Raw genomic sequence first — 19,573 nt, 5'->3', positions numbered from 1 at the left:
CACCGTATCGCTGCCGGAGGACTGGCCCGCACACCCGGACCTGTCCCTGTCGCTGAACCGGATGGGCAGTTTCGACTGGGACCTGGTCACCGGGCTCATGCACCTGGACGCGGCGGGCCTCGAGGTCTTCGACACGGCCCCCGGCGAGTACGACGGACGGCCCGAGTCGCTCTCCGCGCGCGTCCCGCCCGCCGAGGCCGCCCGGCTCGACGCCCTCGTCTCCAGCGCCCTCAAGAGCGCGGTCGACAGCTACGGCGCCTACTTCCGCATCCGCTGCCGCGACGGCACCCTCCGCTGGACCCACACCCAGGGCCGCGTCATGCGCGGCCCGGACGGGCGCCCGTACCGCATCATCGGCATCGTCCGCGACGCCACGGAAGAGCTCAGCCACTCGGCGGAACGCCTCGGCCTCGACGAGGAACGGCGCCGCCAGACCTCCGTCGTCGAGAGCACCACCGCCGCCCTCGCGCACGCCCGCACCGTCAAGGACGTCATCGACGCCCTCGGCGACGCCCACGGCCTGGAGCGGCTCGGCTCCATGGGCATGGTCATGGGCCTCGTCGAGGCGGGCCGCATCCACCTCGTGGCCGAAGGCCCCGTCGGCAGTTTCGTTCCCGGCACCCGCTACACCCGCGTCGACGAGCAGTACCCCATGAGCGAGGTCGTCCGCTCCCTCCAGCCCCGCTTCCTCGACTCCGCCGACGAGTTCGCCAGCGACTTCCCCGGACTCTGGGCGAAGATCTCGTACATGCGGATCTCGGCCGCCGCCTACCTGCCGCTGATCGCGCAGGCCCGCCCGATCGGCGCCATCGGCCTGCTCTACCAGGACAAGGACGGCTTCACCCAGGAGGAACGCAACCTCCTGGTCGCCCTCGGCAGCAGCATCGCGCAGAGCCTCCAGCGGGCGATGCTGCTGGAGCAGGAGCACGACCTCGCCGAGGGACTCCAGCAGGCCATGCTGCCGCGCCGGATCCCCGACGTCCCCGGCGCACGGATCGCCGTCCGCTACCGGTCCGCCCGCATGGGCCAGGACATCGGCGGCGACTGGTACGACGTCATCCCCCTGCCCGGCGGCCGCGTCGGAGCCGTCATCGGCGACGTCCAGGGCCACGACACGCACGCGGCGGCCGTGATGGGGCAGCTGCGGATCGTGCTCCGCGCCTACGCCGCCGAGGGGCACGCCCCGGCCACGGTCATGGCCCGCGCCTCGGTCTTCCTGCACGAACTGGACACCGACCGCTTCGCGACCTGCACGTACGTCGAGGCCGACCTCTCCACCGGCGTCCTCCAGCTGGTCCGCGCCGGACACCTCGACCCGCTGCTGCGCACCCGCGACGGGGACTGCCGGCGGCTCCCCACGGAGGGCGGGATGCCGCTGGGCCTGTCCGCGGAGTTCGGCCGGCTGGAGTACCCGGTGACGACGCTCGAACTGGACCCGGGGGAAACGATCCTGCTGTGCACCGACGGACTGGTCGAACAGCCCGGCGCCGACCTCGACGACGGCGTGCGCCTGCTCACCGAGCTGGTCCGCAGCGGCCCGGCCGACCTCCAGCTGCTCGCCGACCGGCTGTGCGAGGTCGTCGACGACCGGGGCGGCGACGACGACATGGCGCTGCTCCTGCTGCGCCGCCAGGGCGAGGACTCCCCGCAGGGCGGCGGTCGGCTCCAGCAGCACGTGGCCCCCGGGGACCCCGAGGCGCTCGTCGCCGCCCGCCACATGATCGGCGCGGCGGTCCGGGCGTGGGGTGCGCGCAGCCGGTCCGACGAGATCGAACTCGTCGCCGACGAGCTCATCGTGAACGCCCTGATGCACACCGACGGCCCGGCGATCGTCACCCTGCGCGTCCTGGCGGGCCCGGAGCGGCGGCTGCGCGTCGAGGTCGAGGACCGCTCCAGCGCCCTCCCGCGCCGCCGCGAGGCCGGGGAATCGGGGGTGTCGGGGCGGGGCCTGATGCTGGTGGACCGGCTGGCGGACGTGTGGGGAGTGGAGTCCAGGGGGAGCGGGAAGTGCGTGTGGTGCGAGTTCACCATGGCGTAGGCCGTCTCTTTCGGATCTTGCCCGCGCCCCCGCCCTCCCCGGCTCGCGTTCCGGGGTGCGCGGCGCCACCCTGGGAGGATGCCCGAGCTGCCGGAGGTCGAGGCCCTGAGGGAGTTCCTCGACGAGCACCTCGCCGGGCGGGTGGTCGAACGCGTCCTCCCGCTCGCCGTCAGCGTGCTGAAGACCTACGACCCTCCCCTCACCGCCCTCGAAGGCGGCCGGGCCGGGCCCGTAGTCCGGTACGGCAAGTTCCTCGCCCTGGGTGTCGGCGGACTCCACCTCGTCACGCACCTGGCCCGGGCCGGCTGGCTGCGCTGGCAGGAGAGCTTCCCCGCACAGCCGCCGCGCCCCGGGAAGGGACCGCTCGCGCTGCGCCTCGTCCTGGAGGGCGGGGGAGGCTTCGACCTCACCGAGGCCGGTACGCAAAAGCGCCTCGCCGTGTACGTGGTGCGCGACCCCCAGGAGGTCCCGGGCATCGCCCGCCTCGGCCCCGACCCGCTGGCCGGGGACTTCGACCGGGAGGCCTTCGCCGCACTGCTCGCCGGGGAGCGCCGGCAGATCAAGGGCGTACTGCGCGACCAGAGCGTGCTGGCCGGCATCGGCAACGCCTACAGCGACGAGATCCTCCACCAGGCGAAGGTCTCCCCCTTCACACTGGCCGCCTCCTTCGACGAGGACCAGGTCACGCACCTGTACACGGCCGTACGGGAAACCCTGCGCACCGCCGTCGAACGGGCCCACGGCCTGGCCGCCGGACAGCTCAAGGCGGAGAAGCGCAGCGGGATGCGGGTACACGGCCGGGCCGGCGAGCCGTGCCCGGTGTGCGGGGACACCGTGCGCTCGGTGTCCTTCGCCGACTCCTCGCTCCAGTACTGCCCCACCTGCCAGACCGGCGGCAAACCGCTCGCGGACCGCAGGCTCTCCCGTCTCCTCAAGTAGCGGCGCGCTGCGTAGACTCCGCAGCACCATGGCCGAGGAGCAGCAGCCGCCGCAGCCCCGGCGGGAGATCGTCACGGGGGTCCCCCGGGGGACCCGCCGCCGGGCGCCCGCGCACACCCCGGCCCGCTCGGAGATCTCCGAGCAGACCACCCTCGGCGAGACCTACGTACGGGCCCTGATGCGGACGCAGCTGCGTGCCGGGCTGGGCGCGCTGGCGCTGCTCGCCCTGCTCCTGGGGCTGCTCCCGCTGGCGTTCCTGCTGCCCCGCCCGGCCGCGGGCCCGCTGGTCTGGGTGGCCCTGGGGCTGGTGGTGTACCCGGTGATGTGGCTGGTCGCCCGCTGGTACGTGACCCGGGCGGAGCGCAACGAGGCCGATTTCACGGGCCTGGTGACGGACCCGGCCGACCCGCCGGGCCCGCCCGCGTCCGGGGACGGCCGCGCCTAGTGCTGTGACCGGAAAGGTTCACCGTGTCACGGCGCCCGGCACGGCACCTCGCGGCGTTGTCGGGCCACCCGAGTACGTCCAGTACGAGCGGCGGCCCTCCGCCTTGCGAGGTACCGCACCGGACACCGCGACCCGGCAAACCTTTCCGGCCACAGCACTAGGCTCCGAAAGGCGGCCTAGAACAGGTGCATCGCCAGGTGCCCCAGGGGCAGGCCGAGCTGCCAGGCCGGGGTCCAGACGCGGGCGTTCTCGTCCAGGCCCGGCGGGGTGTCCGCGTGGCCGTGGCGGCCCGGGTCGAGGTTGGTGGCGAAGAGCTCGGTGTGGTCCAGCCAGCGCCAGGCCGCCCGCGCCAGTTCGAGGTCCGGGTCCTCACCGCGGCCCCGTTCCCTGGCCTCCTCGCCGAGCGCGAGGAACCGGGTGTGGACCCAGTCGCGCCAGGGGTGCCCGTACGCCGTCAGCGACAGCCACTCGTCGAGCTGCGAGACCACCCGGATCCCGGAGAGCTCGCCCGCCGCGTCCGAGAGGTAGATCGTCAGCGCGAGCGTGTCCCGCCCGGCACGGAACTCCAGCGTGCTGACCGGGATCAGCCGGCCCGTGCGCAGCAGCTCGTCCGCGATGTACTCCGCGTAGAGCCATGCCATGGGCACGGCCAGTCCGCCGTCACTGGTGCCGTTCATACCCTCGGGCTGCACCGTTCCACCTTCTCCCGCGTGTCGAGCTTCCCGTCGTCACCCCCGAGCCTTCACCGACCGGCTCGCGGAGCGGGGGATGTTTACTCAACTTGAACGGTCCGCTGCCGATATCGATGCGCTCTGTGTCCGATTCGTGCGCCTGGAGGACGTTCCTTGAGTGCTTCTCCAGCGTTCGTACAGGACGCGGGGGCCCGGCCGGGCCGGATCAGGCGCCGAGTCCGTACCCCTGGAGGCCCTTCCGCAGGGCGCGCAGGGCGTAGTACGTACGGGACTTGACCGTTCCGGCCGGAATGCCGAGCTCTGCCGCGGCCTCGGCGACCGAGCGGTCCTGGAAGTAGACCTGCATCAGCACCTCCCGGTGCTCCTGCCCGAGACTGCCGACGGCCCGCCGGACGTCGATCGCGGTGACCGAGCCCGCCACCGCGTCCACGGGCGCCGGGGCCTGTTCCAGGCCCTCCGGGTCGACCTCCATGGGGCGTGACAGCCGGGCCCGGCGGGCGTCGATCGCCAGGCGCCGGGCGACGGTGAAGAGCCAGGGCCGCATGGACTCGTGGGCGCTCGCCAGTACCTCCGGGTGCTGCCATACCCGTACGAGGGTCTCCTGCACCAGGTCCTCCGCGCGCTGTGCGTCGCCGGCCGTGAGTCCGACCAGGAAGCCGAACAGGGCCCGCCCGTGGTCGCGCTGGAGTTCGGCCAGCGCCTCGGGTTCCGTGCGCTGGAGTGTGGGGGAGAGCGGCACGAGTGGCTCCTTCCGGGGTCCGCTGGGGGTGTGCTGGGGGTCTGCTGTCCGCCGGTGTGCGCTGGGGGGCTCGGGGTCCCTCGGGGGCCGGCTCACTCACCCTCACCTGCGCGGAGCCGCCCCGGGAACCGTCCGGCGCCGCCGTTGCGCCCAAGCACCCGGGTCGTCCGGTGGGCGGCCGCGCCCGGCGACGAACGGTCGAACGGCACGGCGAACGGCCGTGGGCCGTCGGGGTGAGGGGGCCCTGTGCGGACGGCGCCGTTCCTTGACTTGGGACGCCTACTCCTATGGATTTCGGGTAATCCGACAGCCATATGAATGGGAGCTGGGATAGATGACCAAGCGCATCCGGCACGCCCTCACCCTGCTGTCGGCCGCCCTGCTGTCCACGACGGCCGCCGCCTGCTCCGCCCAGGGCGACGCGGCGCCGGCCCGGCTCGGCTCCAGTGCGGCCGGAGCCCCCGCCGGCACCCCCGGCGCCTCGACGCCCGCAGCCCCCGCCGGCAAGGGCTTCACCCTGGTGGCCAGCGGAGACGTCCTGCCGCACACCTCGGTCATCAAACGGGCCGCGGCGGACGCCGACGGCGACGGCCACGACTTCCGGCCCATGTTCTCCAAGGTCAAACCGCTGGTCTCGGCGGCCGACCTCGCCCTGTGCCACATGGAGACCATCTACGGGGAGGACGGCGGCCCCTTCAGCGGCTACCCCGCCTTCGTCTCCCCGCCCAGCGTCGCCGACGCACTCAAGGACGCCGGGTACGACGGCTGCTCCACCGCCTCGAACCACACCCTGGACGACGGAGCCGAGGGCATCGCACGCACCCTCGCCCGCTTCGACAAGGTCGGCCTGGGCCACGCGGGCTCCGCGCGGACCGCGGCGGAGGCCGCGCGGACCACGCTGTACACGGCGGGCTCCGCGAAGGTCGCGCACCTCGCCTACACCTACGACACCAACGGCTACCCGATGCCCGACGGACAGCCCTGGGCCGTCAACCTGACGAAGCAGGACAAGATCGTCGCCGACGCGCGGGCGGCCCGGAAGGCCGGCGCCGACGTGGTGCTCGTCAGCCTGCACTGGGGTACCGAGTGGCAGACCGAACCCGACGACACGCAGCTGGAGCTGGGCCGCGCCCTGACGGCCTCGCAGAGCGGCGGCCGACCGGACGTGGACATGATCTTGGGAACGCACGCACACATCCCGCAGGCCTACGAGAAGGTCAACGGCACCTGGATCGTCTACGGGATGGGCGACCAGGTCGCGGGGGAGATGTTCAACTACTCCGGCGCACGGGACATGCGCGGCAACTACGGCTCCGTCGGCCGCTTCACCTTCGCCCCGCCCGCCGCCCCGGGCCAGCGCTGGCAGGTGACGAAGGCCGAGTTCGTCCCGCAGATGATGGACCTCGACGCGGGCAAGGTCGTCAACCTCCCCGCGGCCCTCGCCGAGGACCCCGGCGACAGCGAGTACGAGACCGCCCTGGAAGCCGTCTCCGAAGCCGTCCTCAGCCGCGGCGCGGCCAAGGACGGCCTGACGCAGGGCCGCTAGGGCCTGTTTGACGACAGGCCCTGGAGGACCACCGTCGTTACGGCACCACCGTGACCGGCCATCGCCCCGCCTTCACCAGGCGGACCGCGACCGAGCCCACGATGCGGTGTCCCGCCTGCTCGGAGGCGCCGACGACCACCGCGTCCGCGGTGAGTTCCTCGGCGGCGCTGACGAGACCGGCGTACGGGTCCCCGCGGAAGGTGTGGAACTGCCAGCGCACCTCGAAGATGCCCTTGAGGCGCTCCGCGGAGGCCCGGACCTCCGCGACGATGCCCTCGGCGATCTCCCCCGTGGTGTCGCCGACCGGTACGCCGAGCGAGGCTCCGGCCGCCATGACCGGCTGGACGTAGACGAGGGCCAGCAGGGCGTTCTGCCGTCGCGCGAGCCCCGCCGCGTAGGCCGCGGCCCGGAGCGAGGACTCGGATCCGTCAACGCCGGCGAGGATCACCTTCGGGCCGTCCGTGCCGCGCTCGAATCCCGTGTTCACGTGCTCTGTCACCCGGCCGAGGCTATCGGGTTCGCCGCGCGGACCGGCGTCGCCCTCCCTACAGTGCCAAGCATGAGTGTCACCGTGGAGGAGACCCGGGGGACCCGGAACCGCTTCCTGAACCGGGTCCCGGACGGCTTCGGCGCGTTCTTCGGATCGCTCGGGCTGCTGTGCGCGCTGCTGGCGCTCTCCCCGACGCTGCGGGGGCTCCTGCGGCCGGTGACGCGCTTCCTCGACGCGTTCGTGGTGCCGGTCAGCGAGAACCTGGCGTACGCGGTCTTCCTCTTCCTGCTCGCGGCGGCGCTCGGAACCCGCAAGAAGATCGCCTGGTGGATCGTCGTCACCTATCTGGCCCTGCTGATCCTGGTCGATCTGCTGATCATCGCCGACGGGGACTTCTGGATCGGCGGCCCGTCGATGGTCCTGGCGGTGGCCGCGCTCGGCCTGCTGGTCGCGGCCCGCAAGGAGTTCTACGCGGCGTCCCGGACCGGGGCGGTGTGGCGGGCCATGCTGGTGCTGGGCCTCGGGCTGCTCGCCGCGGTGCTCCTCGGCTGGGCCCTGGTGGCGCTGTTCCCGGGAACCCTCCCCAAGGGGCAGTGGCTGGACTGGGCGGCCAAACAGGTCTTCGGCGGCCTCTTCTCGGCCCGGCAGTTCGACGGCCACCCGCCGCGCCCCCTGTACTTCCTGCTGGGCCTCTTCGGCGCGCTGGCCCTGCTGAACGCCGCGGCCACCCTGTTCCGCTCGCAGCGGCTCACGGCCGCCCTGCACGGGGACGAGGAACCGCGCATCCGCGCCCTGCTGGGGGCGTACGGACGTAACGACTCCCTGGGATACTTCGCGACCCGCCGGGACAAGGCCGTGGTCTTCGCCCCGAACGGGAAGGCCGCCGTCACCTACCGGGTGGAGGCCGGCGTCTGCCTGGCCAGCGGCGACCCCGTCGGTGACCCCGCGGCCTGGACCCCGGCGGTCGACGCCTGGCTCGGCGTGGCCCGCCGCTACGGCTGGCAGCCGGCCGTCATGGGCGCCTCCGAGGACGGGGCGACCGCGTACGCCCGCTCCGGGCTGAGCGCCCTCCAGCTCGGCGACGAAGCCATCCTGCACGTCGCCCACTTCGACCTCGACGGCCGCGACATGCGCGTGACCCGGCAGGCCGTCAACCGGGTCCGGCGCACCGGTGCCACCACGGTGATCCGCCGCCACTCCGCCCTATCCGAGGACGAGATGCAGCTGATCGTCGACCGGGCCGACACATGGCGGGACACCGAGACGGAACGCGGCTTCTCCATGGCCCTGGACCGGCTCGGCGACCGCTCCGACGGGGACTGCCTGCTGGTGGAGGCCCAGGACGCCGACGGCGAACTGATCGCCCTGCTGTCCTTCGTGCCCTGGGGGAAGGACGGCATCTCCCTAGACCTGATGCGCCGCGACCGCTCCGCCCCCAACGGGGTCATGGAGTTCATGGTGGCGCAGCTGTGCGCCGCCGCCCCCGGCCTGGGCGTACGCCGGATCTCCCTCAACTTCGCCGTGTTCCGTTCGGCCTTCGAGGAGGGCGGCCGGATCGGAGCGGGACCGGTGCTCAAGCTGTGGCGCAAGCTGCTGCTGTTCTTCTCCCGCTGGTGGCAGCTGGAAGCCCTGTACCGCTCCAACGTCAAGTACGGCCCGCAGTGGTACCCGCGGTTCCTCTGCTACCAGGACGCCGGCTCGCTCGCCCGGGTCAGCCTCGCCTCCGGCATCGCCGAGGGCTTCGTCTCCGTACCCCGCCTGCGCACCCTCTGGGGCAACGGCCACCCCAAGGGCCTCACCGCCCCCGCCAACACCGCCGGGCTGCCCTCCATCGACTCCCTGGGCCTGGACCTCGTCGGCGAGGACGGGGAGCGCGCGGCCACCGCCGAGCGGCTGCCCGAACAGGTCCGGGTCCGGCACGCCAAGATGGAACGCATCCGGGCGGCCGGCACCGACCCCTACCCGGTCGGGATCCGGCAGCGCACCCACACCGTCGCCCAGCTGAAGGCCGAGCACCCCGGCCACCCGCCCGGCGCCCGGACCGGCGAGGAGGTCACCCTCGCCGGTCGGGTGATGGTCGTGCGCGACCTCGGCGGAGTGGTCTTCGCCGTCCTGCGCGACTGGACGGGCGACACCCAGCTGATGTTCACCCGGGACGAGTCGGGAGCCGGGGCGCTGGACTCCTTCACCTCCCAGGTCGACTTCGGCGACCACGTGGTGGTGAGCGGCCAGGTCGGCAGCAGCCGCGCCGGCGAACTGTCCGTCCTGGCCACCTCCTGGCAGCTCACCGGCAAGTGCCTGCGCCCACTGCCCGACAAGCGCAAGGGCCTCGCCGACCCGGAGGCCCGGGTCCGGCGCCGCTACCTCGACCTGGTCGCCAGCCCCGACGCGCGGGACGTCGTACGGGCCCGCTCCAGCGCCGTGCAGGCCCTGCGGCAGGGGCTGCTGGAGCGGGGCTACCTGGAGGTCGAGACCCCGATGCTCCAGCAGATCCACGGCGGCGCCAACGCCCGGCCCTTCCGCACCCACATCAACGCCTACGACCTCGACCTCTACCTGCGCATCGCCCCCGAGCTGTACCTCAAGCGGCTGTGCGTCGGCGGGATGGAGAAGGTCTTCGAGATGGGCCGCACCTTCCGCAACGAGGGCGTCTCCTACAAGCACAACCCCGAGTTCACGATGCTGGAGGCCTACCAGGCCTTCGCCGACTACGACGTGATGCTCGACCTCACCCGCGAACTCATCCAGGGCGCCGCCACCGCGGCCTTCGGCTCACCGATCGCCCACAAGGCCGGAGCGGACGGCAAGCTCGTCGTCCACGACATCTCCGGTCCCTGGCCCGTCAAGACCATGTACGGGGCGATCAGCGATGCGCTCGGCGAGGAGGTCGACGCCGACACGGAGGAACACCTGCTGCGCCGGCTCTGCGACCGGGCGGGCGTACCGCACGGGCCGGAGGACACCCGGGGCGACGTGGTCCTGGAGATGTACGAGCGGCTGGTGGAGGAGCGGACGAAACTCCCCACCTTCTACAAGGACTTCCCCACCGACGTCTCCCCGCTCACCCGCCAGCACCGCGAGGACCCCAGGCTCGCCGAGCGCTGGGACCTGGTGGCCTTCGGCACCGAACTGGGCACGGCCTACTCCGAGCTGACCGACCCCGTCGAACAGCGCCGCCGGCTGACCGCCCAGTCCCTGCTGGCGGCGGGCGGCGACCCGGAGGCGATGGAACTCGACAACGACTTCCTGGACGCCCTGGAGTACGCGATGCCGCCGACCGGGGGCCTCGGCATCGGCGTCGACCGGCTGGTCATGTTCCTCACGGGACTGACGATCCGCGAGACGCTGCCGTTCCCGCTGGTACGCCGCCACTGACCCGGGCGGTGGCTGGACCGAGCGGGTGAGGGGCGCGGGGCGCGTCCGCGCCTCTCGACATCTTCGCCGATGTCGTTGATACGTAGTAATAATGACAAATGACGAGCAGACAGTAGGGCGACGCGTGCTCCTGCGTACCGCCGTCTTCCTCGGAATCGCCGCCGCCTCCGGACTCCTCACCGGGGGCGAGGCCGGCACGCCCGTACCCGGATCCGCGAACCCGCCCGGACCCGCCCCGGCGGGCGGGCCCGGGCCAGTGGGCGCCGCCGGAGCCCCCGGGATGCACCCCGAAGGCCCCCCGGACAAGTCCTACCGCCTGCGGCCGATGACCGCCGAGGCCCCCGCCCGGCCCCCCGCCGCCAAACCAGCCGTCCGCACCCGGCCCATCCTGGAACTGCCGGCCGACGCGGCGAACGCCGACGGCGGCGGCGCGATGGTGCTCACCTTCGACGACGGACCCGACCCCCGCTACACCCCGGCCATCCTGGACACCCTCGCCCGGTACGGGGTGCGCGGCATGTTCTTCGTCTGCGGGGAGATGGCCACCGAACACCGCGACCTGCTGCGCCGGATGACCTCCGAGGGACACGTCATCGGCAACCACACCTGGACCCACCCGCTGATCCCGAAGCTGGGCCGGCCCGCGCTCGAAGCGGAGATCGGGCGCACGAGCGAGGTCGTGCAACAGGCCGTCGGGGAACCCCCGCTGTGGTTCCGGGCCCCCTACGGGGCGTGGAACCGGGCCGCCTTCGAGATCGGGGCCGACCTGGGCATGGAACCGCTCGCCTGGACCGTGGACACCCTCGACTGGAAGGAACCCGGGACCACCACCATCGTCTCCCGGGTCATGGCGGGCGCCGGGCCGGGCGTGATCGTGCTGAACCACGACGCGGGCGGCAACAGGTCACAGAGCGTCCAGGCGCTCAGCACGTACCTGCCCCAACTCCTCGCACGCGGCTACCGCATGACCCTCCCGGCCCTCCCGCCCCGCTGAACACCCCGCACCCCGGCCCCGTTCCCCCGCCCGCCGGACCGGGGGGAACCTCCCCGAAGGCACACTGAACCCCTGGACCGGGCGCGGCGGGCGCGCGGCGAGCGGTACGGGGGAGTGTGTCGGTGGATCTCGGAGCGGTGATCATCGCGGTGACGGGCGTCGCGGGAACACTCGGAGGGTCGCTGCTCACCCAGCGGGTCTCCGAACGCGCGCGGCGGCGGGAGCTGGACCTCGTCCGCGACCACGAGGAGACCCGGGAGATCCGCGCGCTGCGCCGCACCTGCTACGCGGAACTCAACCGGGACGCCCGGCAGTTCACCACCGCCCTCAACCGTCACCTGCACGTCATGCGGGAACGGGGCGTCGAGGACGCCGACCGGGAGAAGCTCGACGAGGCTAAGAACGCCCACCGCGACCGCTACTCCGAGGCGCAGATGATCGCGCCGGAGAGCGTCCTCGAACGGGCGAGCGCCGTCAACCGGGCCCTGAACGCGGTCTACGCCCAGGTCAAGCGCCTCGAACGGGGGGCTCCCGAGCCGGGCGAGGACATGGAGGGGGCCGCGCGGGCCCAGTTCGAGGTCTGGGAGCCGCTGCGCGTCATGAGGCACGCCATGCGCGACGACCTGGGGGTGCCGCGCGAGGCGTGAGGGGGTGGAGGGGGTGGGGGAAACGGTTCCTCAGCGGGCCTCCACCATCCGGGCGAAGACGACCACGTTGCCGTCGTAGCCCTTGGCCTTCGAGTAGCCGCCGCCGCAGGTGATCACGCGGAGTTCCGGGTGTCCGGTGTCGCCGTACACCCGGGCCCCGGGGAAGGCGTGCTTCGAGAACACCTCCACGCCGTACACCTCGAACACCGCCGTCCGCCCGTCGTAGCGCTCCACCTCGATGCGGTTGCCCGGCTTGACCGAACCCAGACCGTAGAAGACCGCCGGGCCCTGCGCGTTGTCCACGTGGCCCACGATCACCGCCGATCCCCGCTGGCCCGGCGAGATGCCGTTGAGGTACCAGCCGGCCAGGTTCCGGTCCTGCGGCGGCGGGGCGTCGATCCAGCCCTGCGCGTCCAGTCCGACCGTCATCACCGGCGCGTCCACGTTGATCGTCGGAATCCGGATGCGCTGGACCGACGAGTGTTCCAGCACCTCCATGTCCGGCGGCGGCGTCGGCGCGTCGGCCGGCAGCTGGTCCGCGCGCACGGCGACCGCCGCCGCGGCGGTGGGCTGCGGCGGACCCTCATCGGCATTCGCCCCGTTCCGCATCATGGCGAGGCCGGTGAGCATGACCATCGCGAGCACGCCCCAGGGGGAGCGTCGTCTCGGTGGCTGCTCACTCTCGTCCTCGGTCATGGCTCTCCCTTCCCGACGCGGGGGTCCCGACCCGCGTTCCAGTCCCTCCCCGGTACGCCCTTCTTCACGCACGCTAAGGCCGCACGGGCGGGACGGCGATCGGGGAAGGGCGAACGGGTGGTGCGTCCGGAAGGGGTGCGCCCATCCAGGTAATCGTCACATAAATGCCTGACGGCTCGTGACCTGCGGATCCGTCAGATGATCGGCCCGCGCTTCGGCGTGTCGCTCAACCGGGCGGCCCAAAGGCGGAAATGCGCTGGTTGCGAGGCACCCGGAGGGTTCGTGATGGGAGGCGTTCTCGTCGATCTGCCCGGGCCACCGCTCCGGGGCGCTTCCCGCTGGAGGTTCCACCATGCGTGCTTTCCGCGCTCTCACCGTGACCGCGGCCGCCTGTGCCGCGATCGGGCTCAGTGCCTCGTTCGCCACCGCGAACCCCCCGCAGGGCGGCGGGAACGGGCCCAGCAATGTCACCGTCAACCCGTACTCCGTCCACCAGGGCGCCTCGATGCAGGTCAGCGCGGCAGGCTGCGGCCACGGCGGCACCGTCTGGTCGCACGGCAACTTTCCGCAGACCAACCTGTCGGCCGGCTCCATCGGCTTCGCGACCGTCCGGATCTTCAACCACGCCTCGCCCGGACACCACACCCTGTCGGTCAAGTGCCACGACAACAGCCTGGTCGCCACCCACCGCTTCACGATCCTGGCGGGCAACGGCGCACAGGGCGGCATCGGCGGCTCCTTCGGCCCGTCCACCGCCGAGACGGCCATCGGCGCGGGGCTGATCGGCGCCGCGGCGCTGGGCGCGGGCGTGCACGTGATGCGCCGCCGCCGACCGGTCGGCAGCCGGGCCTGAACCGGCGCCGTCACACGGCTTCCCTCCTGCCGGGCCCGGCCTGCCGCCGGTCGCCCCGGGTCCCGACCGGGACCCGGGGCGACCGGCGGTTGCCGGGGCCGCGCCCGCCGGGGCCCTCGGCGGCCGGGGCGGCGGGGGCGGCGGGGGCGGCGGGGCGTGCGCGGTCAGTGGCCGCGGGTGGAGCCGCGTCGGCGCAGGGCGTACGCCGTGACGCCGACGGCGGCGAGGAAGAGCCCCGCGCCCGCGCCGAGTTCCAGGGGATCCATGCCGGCCACGCTGCCCCCGAGCCCGCCGCGCACCCCGAGGGTGGCGCCGCGCGAGACGCCGGTGACGGCGCCGGTGGTGGCCCGGGGCGTGGCGGGGGCGGTGGTGCGGGGCGCGGCGGGGGCGGTCGTGCGGGTGACGGCGGGTGCGGGGGCCGTGGCGCGCGGGGTCCGGGGGCCGGAGGTGGAGCTGGTGCTGGGCCTGGTCGTACCGCCGGCGATGGTGAGGTCGGCCGAGCCGGTCTCCCCGTCGCACGTGAAGGAGACGGAGTACTGGGCCCCGCGCCGGGCGTCCCGGTCCACGGTGACCCGTACGGTCTGGCCGCGCGCGATGCTCACGGTGTCGAAGACCCCGGAGGAGGCGGTGGCGTAGGCGGCGTCGCAGCCCGTCACGGAGAGGACCGTCTGCCCGCCGGGGGCGACCGTCGAAGGGGTGATGGCGAAGCCGAAGGAGGTGATGGGCGCCGCCTCGGCCGCGAGGGCGGCGGGCGCGCCGAGTGCGCCGAACGCGAGAGCGGCGCCCGTGGCGCCGGCGCTCAGCAGGGCGATGGCGGAGCTGCGTATCGCACCCATGGTCGGTCTCCGGATCCCCGAGGGGCAGTCGCGCAGCGTTTCCGCACGTGGGGGGTCGTGCACCTCGATGCCCGCCACGCTAGGCGCGGCCAGGGGGGCCCGCGATCAGGAACGGGCGAATGGGGCAACGCGGTACGCCGAACCGGGGACGGGCGCGCCGTCCCCGGTCCGCCGGGTGCCCGCCGGTCGCGGGCGGTGTCTCAGTCCTCCAGCCCCAGGTGCGGGAACTGGGCGAAGAAGGGCTCGGCGGTGGCCGCGATGCCCCGCCCGAAGGGGGCGTCGAAGTCCCAGATGAGGAACAGCAGGAAGGCGATCAGCGCGCTGAACAGGCCGGCCAGCAGCATTTCGCGGAACGAGCGGCGGATCTGCAGGGTGAAGATCAGCCCGACCGTCACCAGGGCCCCCGCGATCAGGCCGAACCACACCACGCCCGGCATCGTCGCCCCGGCGCTCTGGCCGCGCGCGTTGCGCGAGTCGTCGACGACGCCGACCTGGTCGACCAGCGGCTGGTAGGCCTGCCCCTCGTGGTCGGTCTGCGGCTCGTAGTCCGTCACGTCCCGGCGGATACGTTCCAGCAGCTCCCCGCTGCGGTCCGTGAGGTTCCCGTGCTCGGCCATCTCCTTCCATTCGGTGTCGACCACGTAGGTCACGTACGCGTCGACATCGCTGCGGATCTTCTTGCGGACCTCGGCCGGGTAGACCTCGGAGCGGACGCTGATCTCGTGCAGGGCCTGGGCCTCCTGGCGCACGTACTCCTGGGCGGCCCCGCGGCCCTCCCAGACGCCCGCGATCGCCAGGCCCAGCACGATCGCGTAGATCACCCCGATCATCATCGTCATGTACTCGATGACGTCCGGGGTTTCGTTCGGATCGTCGTCCTCGCCGATCCTGCGGTGGTTGAAGAAGGCGATGGACAGCACCACGGCGCAGGCCGCTGCCATCGCGAGGGACAGGACGAGCCATTCCGACAAGATGACTCCCAATCGATGAACGGTGGTACGACGGGGGCTAGCGCGGGCGCAGCGCGACGATCGCGAGCACCGCGGGCGCCGCGGTCATGAGGGTGAAGGTCACGGGCGAGATGTGGCGCTCGGCCGGCTTGCGGCTGGGCGCGTGGTACGAGGGACGGGCCACCGGCTTCAGCTTCGGCGCGGGCGGTGGCGGCGGGGTGGGCGTGGGAGTGGGCTCCGCTTCAGGGGCGGGCCTCGGCGGGGGCGGCGCGGGCGCCTTGTGCACCCGGGGCGGCGCGGGGGCCGGTTCGGGCGGCTTCGGCACGGGCCTGGGGGGCTCGGGCCTCGGCGGCGGCGCGGGGGCCGGCGGGGGAGGGGGCGGTGGGGTGGGCTTCGGCGGCGGGGTCGGCTTGGGGGGCGGCGGCGTAGGGGGTGGCGGGGTGGGTGTGGGCGTGGGCTTGGGCGGGCACGGCGGGGGCGGCGGCGTAGGGCAGTGGTGGCCGTGGCCGTGACCCCCTCCGTGGCCGTTGCCGTGGCCCTTGCCTTGTCCGTTGTCTTGTCCACCGCCGTTGCCGTTGCCGTGATGTCCGCCACCTCGGCCGGCCCCGCCCGTACGGTCGCCGGCCGCCGCGAACACCTCGACGGCGGCTGAGCCGTCTGCGGCGCCGATCGTCGCGTAGGCGCAGCTATCGGCCACGGCCGGCGTGGCGGACAGCGTCGCCCACAGCAGGACCGGGACCGCCAGGAGGCGCCTGGCACAGGGTCTGTTCACCCGGGGAGCATGGGCTCGCGCGCGCTCGCGCGCGTGAGGCCCGGGGCCACTTCGCCTGAACGGGTGGAGTTCGGAGCGTAGGGGTTTGAGCCACCTTCTGATCGACCATGATTGAACGCCGGTCAATTCTCAAAAGGTATTTGTCGGTTTCTGTGTCACCAGCGCCCGGACCTGCACGTGCCTTTGGTGTGTGACCAAGAACGGACCGCCAATTTCCGCTTTTGCTCGCCCTGTTGGGAAATGATCAGTACATTCGGCTCGGACAGGAGTCCGACCCCCGTCCCACCCCCTGGACGGGCCACGGCACCACTACGGCTTGGAGAACCCGATGGAGCGCCCCGCCTGGGCCCCGCCAGGCATCGACATATCGGTGCCGAGCGTGTCCCGCATCTACGATTACTACCTGGGCGGCTCCCACAATTTCGAGGTCGACCGCCAGGCCGCCCGCCGGGCCATGGAATTCATGCCGGGGCTCCCCAAGATCATGCAGGCCAACCGGGCATTCATGCGCCGGGCCGTCCGGCACGCCGTCTCCGAGGGCGTCACGCAGTTCCTCGACATCGGCTCCGGCATCCCCACCTTCGGCAACGTCCACGAGATCGCCCACGCCGCGAGCCCCGAGGCACGCGTCGTCTACGTCGACCACGACCCGGTCGCCGTCGCGCACAGCCGGGCCGTCCTGGACGGGGACGACCGCACCGGCGTCGTCGCCGCCGACCTGCGCAAGCCCGAGGACGTCCTGGGCTCCCCGGAGGTGTCCCGGCTGATCGACCTGGAGCGCCCCGTCGCCCTGCTGCTGGTCGCCGTGCTGCACTTCCTGGAGGACACGGACGAGCCGTACGAGGCCGTCGCGCGGCTGCGCGACGAGCTGGCCCCCGGCAGCCTGCTGATCCTCACCCACGCCTCGTACGAGGGGATCCCCCTCACCGAGGAGGTCGCCAGCGGCATGGTCGGCGTCTACCGGGACATCCGCAACCCGCTCGTCATGCGCACCGGCGAGCAGATCCGCGGCTTCTTCGACGGGTTCGAGCTGCTGGAGCCGGGTCTCGTCTCGATGCCGGACTGGCGCCCGGACCGCAGCGGTCCGCTCGCCGACGGGGAGGCGCCGGAGGACCCGTACGCCTTCTCGGGCTTCGCAGGCGTGGGACGCAAGGCGTGAGAGTCCCCGTTCCCGCGCCCGCCCCCCCGCCGCCGCCCGCCGTCCCGGACCGGGCGCACCGTCCGGACGCCGGCGAGGCGACGCCCCCGCGGGACTCCGCCCGCCCGCGGCCGGACACCGTCCCCGTACCGCAGCAGGCGGCCCAGCCGGGACCGCAGCCCGCCCCGCGGCCGGAGGACCGGCCCGAACCGCAGCCGGGGCGGGGGCCGCTGCGCGAGCTGCGCAGCGGACTGGACGACCGGATCGGGCGCTTCGCCACCATCTGGGGGCGGGCCATCTTCCCCGTCACGGCCACCTCGCTGACCCGGCCCGAGTTCGAACAGCACCTGGTCCCGCTCACCCGGACCCTCACCGAGGCCCTCCACGCCCAGCCCTTCGACGCCTCCGTCGCCCAGCGCGTCGGCGCCGAACTCGTCGCCGTGCACTGCACCGACCCCGAGGCGCTCGCCGGCACCCTCGGCGTGGTCGAGTCCTACCTCGTGCTGTACTGCGGCCCCGACGGGGCCGGTACGGAGGGCCGGGAGGAGTACCGCTCCCGCTGCGCCCGGCTCCAGCACGGCATCGCGGCCGGGTTCGCCCGCGCGCTGCGCGAGCGGACCCTCAAGGAGCAGGAGGCCATCGCCCGCTCCGCGCTCACCGCCCGCAGCGACGCCCAGCAGGCCCTGCACGCCAGCGAGGAACGCTTCCGGGCGGTCTTCGAGGGAGCGGCCGTCGGGATCGGCATCGCCGACCTCGAGGGCAACGTGCTGGAGGTCAACGACACCCTCCTGCAGATGTTCGGCGGCCTGGAAGGGCACATGCGGGGCCGCAACGTCAGCGAGTGGGGCCACCCCGACGACACCCCGCACGTCTGGCGGATGTACGGGGAACTGGTGCGCGGGGAGCGCGAGCACTACCGGGTGGAGAAGCCGTACTACCGGCACGACGGGACCGTGCTCTGGACCAACCTGACGGTGTCGCTGCTGCGCGACGCCGACGGCGCCCCGCAGTACCAGCTGGCCCTGATGGAGGACACCACCGAGCGGCGGCTGCTGAACCTGCGCCTGCGCTACGAGGCCACCCACGACGCGCTGACCGGACTGCCCAACCGCACGCTGTTCTTCGAACGCCTGGAGAAGGCCCTGAGCGGCAGGGCGGGCAGCCGCTTCGGGCTGTGCTACCTCGACCTCGACGGGTTCAAGGCCGTCAACGACAGCCTCGGCCACTCGGCGGGCGACCGCCTGCTGGTGGAGGTCGCCGACCGGCTGCAGAGCTGTGCGACCGGACCGGGCGAGGTCGTCGCGCGCCTGGGCGGCGACGAGTTCGTGGCCCTCATCACCGGTGCCGCCGCCGACTCGGAGGAGAAGGTGGCCGACCTCGCGGTCCGCATCCTCTCCGCCCTGTCCACGCCGATCCGGCTGGAGGGCCGGGAGCTGACGGTGCGGGGCAGCATCGGCATCGTCGAGGGCCGGGCGGGCGAACGCACCCCGGCGGAGGTGCTGCGCAGCGCCGACATCACCATGTACCGGGCCAAGGCGGCGGGCGGCAACCGCTTCGAGTTCGCCGACGAGGAGGCCGACGCCCGCGCCATCACCCGGCACGGCTTGACCAACGCCCTGCCCGCGGCGCTGGAACGCGGCGAGTTCTTCATCGAGTACCAGCCGCTGGTCCACATGCACGACGGCAGCGTGCGCGGCGCGGAGGCGCTGGTGCGCTGGTCGCACCCGCAGTACGGGGTGCTCGGCCCGGACCGCTTCATCCCGCTCGCCGAGCGCACCGGGCTGATCGTGCCGCTCGGGCGCTGGGTCCTGGAGGAGTCCGTCCGCCAGGCCCGCACCTGGCAGCGCGAGCACGGCGGTACGGCCCTGCGGGTCAACGTCAACCTCTCGCCGACGCAGCTCCACCACCCCGGGCTGGTCGCCGACACCCTGCGGGTGCTGGAGTCCTCCGGGCTGGCCCCGGGCGCCCTGTGCCTGGAGGTCACCGAATCCGCCCTGATCGGGGCCGACGACGAACTCCTCGAACCGCTGCGCCGTCTCGCCGCCCTGGGCGTGGACATCGCCCTCGACGACTTCGGCACCGGCTACTCGAACCTGGCCAACCTGCGCCGCCTGCCGGTCAGCGTCCTGAAGCTGGACCGCTCCTTCACCCGGGGGATGCAGCAGGAGCCGGCCGACCCGGTCGACGTCAAGATCGTGGAGGGCATCGTCGCCCTGGCCCACAGTCTCGAACTGGCCGTGACGGTCGAGGGTGTGGAGACCGGCGCTCAGGCCGCCCAGCTCCGGGCCCTCGGCTGCGACACCGCCCAGGGCTGGTACTACGCCCGCCCCGGCGCCCCGGACCGGATCCACACCCTGTCCCTGTCGGACGCCGTCCCCACCCCCTGACGGCCACCGCTCCCGCCGCCCGCCCCGCCCCCGTCC

18 protein-coding genes are annotated in these 19,573 nt (G+C 73.1%); 10 read left to right on the top strand and 8 right to left on the bottom strand.

Translation table 11 applies throughout. The features are described 5' to 3' along the window. The first annotated feature begins 61 nt into the window (after positions 1-61). The 3 genes from OOK31_RS03530 (at position 62) to OOK31_RS03520 (ending at position 3,422) form a co-directional block, all read left to right on the top strand. Positions 62-2,038, top strand: a complete 1,977-nt coding sequence (locus OOK31_RS03530; protein ID WP_267011820.1) for a SpoIIE family protein phosphatase — start codon at positions 62-64, stop codon at positions 2,036-2,038. A 78-nt stretch (positions 2,039-2,116) separates the two neighbouring features. Further along, positions 2,117-2,977 carry an Fpg/Nei family DNA glycosylase gene (locus OOK31_RS03525; RefSeq protein ID WP_267010836.1) on the top strand — a complete coding sequence of 287 codons (861 nt, stop codon included), beginning with the start codon at positions 2,117-2,119 and terminating at the stop codon, positions 2,975-2,977. A 28-nt stretch (positions 2,978-3,005) separates the two neighbouring features. Further along, positions 3,006-3,422, top strand: a complete 417-nt coding sequence (locus OOK31_RS03520; RefSeq protein ID WP_267010835.1) for a hypothetical protein — start codon at positions 3,006-3,008, stop codon at positions 3,420-3,422. A gap of 176 nt (positions 3,423-3,598) precedes the next feature. On the opposite strand, the gene OOK31_RS03515 is transcribed toward OOK31_RS03520, so the two are convergent. Both OOK31_RS03515 and OOK31_RS03510 read right to left on the bottom strand, forming a co-directional pair. Then, complete coding sequence (locus tag OOK31_RS03515; protein WP_267010834.1) at positions 3,599-4,099, bottom strand: hypothetical protein; 501 nt, start codon at positions 4,097-4,099, stop codon at positions 3,599-3,601. 220 nt (positions 4,100-4,319) lie between these two features. Continuing rightward, positions 4,320-4,853 carry a sigma-70 family RNA polymerase sigma factor gene (locus OOK31_RS03510; protein WP_267010833.1) on the bottom strand — a complete coding sequence of 178 codons (534 nt, stop codon included), beginning with the start codon at positions 4,851-4,853 and terminating at the stop codon, positions 4,320-4,322. A gap of 334 nt (positions 4,854-5,187) precedes the next feature. Here OOK31_RS03510 and OOK31_RS03505 point away from each other — a divergent pair, with 334 nt between their 5' ends. Then, complete coding sequence (locus OOK31_RS03505; RefSeq protein ID WP_267010832.1) at positions 5,188-6,399, top strand: CapA family protein; 1,212 nt, start codon at positions 5,188-5,190, stop codon at positions 6,397-6,399. 37 nt (positions 6,400-6,436) lie between these two features. On the opposite strand, the gene OOK31_RS03500 is transcribed toward OOK31_RS03505, so the two are convergent. Continuing rightward, positions 6,437-6,898: a universal stress protein gene (locus OOK31_RS03500; protein ID WP_267010831.1), complete on the bottom strand. Its 462-nt coding sequence runs from the start codon at positions 6,896-6,898 to the stop codon at positions 6,437-6,439. Positions 6,899-6,958: 60 nt separating this feature from the next. Here OOK31_RS03500 and lysX point away from each other — a divergent pair, with 60 nt between their 5' ends. The 3 genes from lysX to OOK31_RS03485 all read left to right on the top strand — a co-directional run bounded on the left by lysX (position 6,959) and on the right by OOK31_RS03485 (position 11,905). Further along, complete coding sequence (lysX, locus tag OOK31_RS03495) at positions 6,959-10,264, top strand: bifunctional lysylphosphatidylglycerol synthetase/lysine--tRNA ligase LysX (protein WP_267010830.1); 3,306 nt, start codon at positions 6,959-6,961, stop codon at positions 10,262-10,264. 91 nt (positions 10,265-10,355) lie between these two features. Further along, positions 10,356-11,258, top strand: coding sequence for a polysaccharide deacetylase family protein (locus OOK31_RS03490; RefSeq protein WP_267010829.1), 903 nt, complete (start codon positions 10,356-10,358; stop codon positions 11,256-11,258). A 122-nt stretch (positions 11,259-11,380) separates the two neighbouring features. After that, positions 11,381-11,905: a hypothetical protein gene (locus tag OOK31_RS03485; protein WP_267010828.1), complete on the top strand. Its 525-nt coding sequence runs from the start codon at positions 11,381-11,383 to the stop codon at positions 11,903-11,905. 30 nt (positions 11,906-11,935) lie between these two features. Here the strand turns inward: OOK31_RS03485 and OOK31_RS03480 are convergent, their stop codons facing one another. Continuing rightward, positions 11,936-12,601: a class F sortase gene (locus OOK31_RS03480; RefSeq protein WP_267010827.1), complete on the bottom strand. Its 666-nt coding sequence runs from the start codon at positions 12,599-12,601 to the stop codon at positions 11,936-11,938. A gap of 352 nt (positions 12,602-12,953) precedes the next feature. Here OOK31_RS03480 and OOK31_RS03475 point away from each other — a divergent pair, with 352 nt between their 5' ends. Then, positions 12,954-13,454 carry a hypothetical protein gene (locus tag OOK31_RS03475; RefSeq protein ID WP_267010826.1) on the top strand — a complete coding sequence of 167 codons (501 nt, stop codon included), beginning with the start codon at positions 12,954-12,956 and terminating at the stop codon, positions 13,452-13,454. A 164-nt stretch (positions 13,455-13,618) separates the two neighbouring features. Here the strand turns inward: OOK31_RS03475 and OOK31_RS03470 are convergent, their stop codons facing one another. The 4 genes from OOK31_RS03470 to OOK31_RS03455 all read right to left on the bottom strand — a co-directional run bounded on the left by OOK31_RS03470 (position 13,619) and on the right by OOK31_RS03455 (position 15,710). Beyond that, complete coding sequence (locus tag OOK31_RS03470; protein ID WP_267010825.1) at positions 13,619-14,290, bottom strand: hypothetical protein; 672 nt, start codon at positions 14,288-14,290, stop codon at positions 13,619-13,621. Between the two features lie 200 nt (positions 14,291-14,490). Beyond that, positions 14,491-15,261, bottom strand: coding sequence for a DUF4239 domain-containing protein (locus tag OOK31_RS03465; protein WP_267010824.1), 771 nt, complete (start codon positions 15,259-15,261; stop codon positions 14,491-14,493). 37 nt (positions 15,262-15,298) lie between these two features. After that, entirely contained in the window at positions 15,299-15,424 is a 126-nt protein-coding gene (locus OOK31_RS03460) for a hypothetical protein (RefSeq protein WP_267010823.1), read from the bottom strand. Positions 15,425-15,482: 58 nt separating this feature from the next. After that, positions 15,483-15,710: a hypothetical protein gene (locus OOK31_RS03455; RefSeq protein ID WP_267010822.1), complete on the bottom strand. Its 228-nt coding sequence runs from the start codon at positions 15,708-15,710 to the stop codon at positions 15,483-15,485. Positions 15,711-16,340: 630 nt separating this feature from the next. Here OOK31_RS03455 and OOK31_RS03450 point away from each other — a divergent pair. Both OOK31_RS03450 and OOK31_RS03445 read left to right on the top strand, forming a co-directional pair. Beyond that, the gene (locus OOK31_RS03450) at positions 16,341-17,171 is read left to right on the top strand and encodes an SAM-dependent methyltransferase (protein WP_267010821.1); all 831 of its coding nucleotides are present in this window, start codon (positions 16,341-16,343) and stop codon (positions 17,169-17,171) included. 209 nt (positions 17,172-17,380) lie between these two features. Further along, a complete protein-coding gene (locus tag OOK31_RS03445; RefSeq protein WP_267011819.1) occupies positions 17,381-19,537 on the top strand; it encodes a bifunctional diguanylate cyclase/phosphodiesterase in 2,157 nt (718 codons plus the stop codon). The last annotated feature ends 36 nt before the right edge of the window (positions 19,538-19,573 follow it).

This window comes from Streptomyces sp. NBC_00249 (assembly GCF_026342355.1).
Classification (GTDB): domain Bacteria; phylum Actinomycetota; class Actinomycetes; order Streptomycetales; family Streptomycetaceae; genus Streptomyces.
The sequence above is the reverse complement of the archived record's forward strand: the minus strand, read 5'-3'. Positions and strand labels throughout refer to the sequence as shown.

What these genes read in the sequence shown, in the direction of transcription:
- OOK31_RS03530 (WP_267011820.1), top strand. Translation starts at nt 62, where the DNA reads ATGGGCAGTTTCGACTGGGACCTGGTCACCGGGCTCATGCACCTGGAC.
- OOK31_RS03525 (WP_267010836.1), top strand. Translation starts at nt 2,117, where the DNA reads ATGCCCGAGCTGCCGGAGGTCGAGGCCCTGAGGGAGTTCCTCGACGAG.
- OOK31_RS03520 (WP_267010835.1), top strand. Translation starts at nt 3,006, where the DNA reads ATGGCCGAGGAGCAGCAGCCGCCGCAGCCCCGGCGGGAGATCGTCACG.
- OOK31_RS03515 (WP_267010834.1), bottom strand. Translation starts at nt 4,099, where the DNA reads ATGAACGGCACCAGTGACGGCGGACTGGCCGTGCCCATGGCATGGCTC.
- OOK31_RS03505 (WP_267010832.1), top strand. Translation starts at nt 5,188, where the DNA reads ATGACCAAGCGCATCCGGCACGCCCTCACCCTGCTGTCGGCCGCCCTG.
- lysX (WP_267010830.1), top strand. Translation starts at nt 6,959, where the DNA reads ATGAGTGTCACCGTGGAGGAGACCCGGGGGACCCGGAACCGCTTCCTG.
- OOK31_RS03490 (WP_267010829.1), top strand. Translation starts at nt 10,356, where the DNA reads ATGACAAATGACGAGCAGACAGTAGGGCGACGCGTGCTCCTGCGTACC.
- OOK31_RS03480 (WP_267010827.1), bottom strand. Translation starts at nt 12,601, where the DNA reads ATGACCGAGGACGAGAGTGAGCAGCCACCGAGACGACGCTCCCCCTGG.
- OOK31_RS03475 (WP_267010826.1), top strand. Translation starts at nt 12,954, where the DNA reads ATGCGTGCTTTCCGCGCTCTCACCGTGACCGCGGCCGCCTGTGCCGCG.
- OOK31_RS03470 (WP_267010825.1), bottom strand. Translation starts at nt 14,290, where the DNA reads ATGGGTGCGATACGCAGCTCCGCCATCGCCCTGCTGAGCGCCGGCGCC.
- OOK31_RS03450 (WP_267010821.1), top strand. Translation starts at nt 16,341, where the DNA reads ATGGAGCGCCCCGCCTGGGCCCCGCCAGGCATCGACATATCGGTGCCG.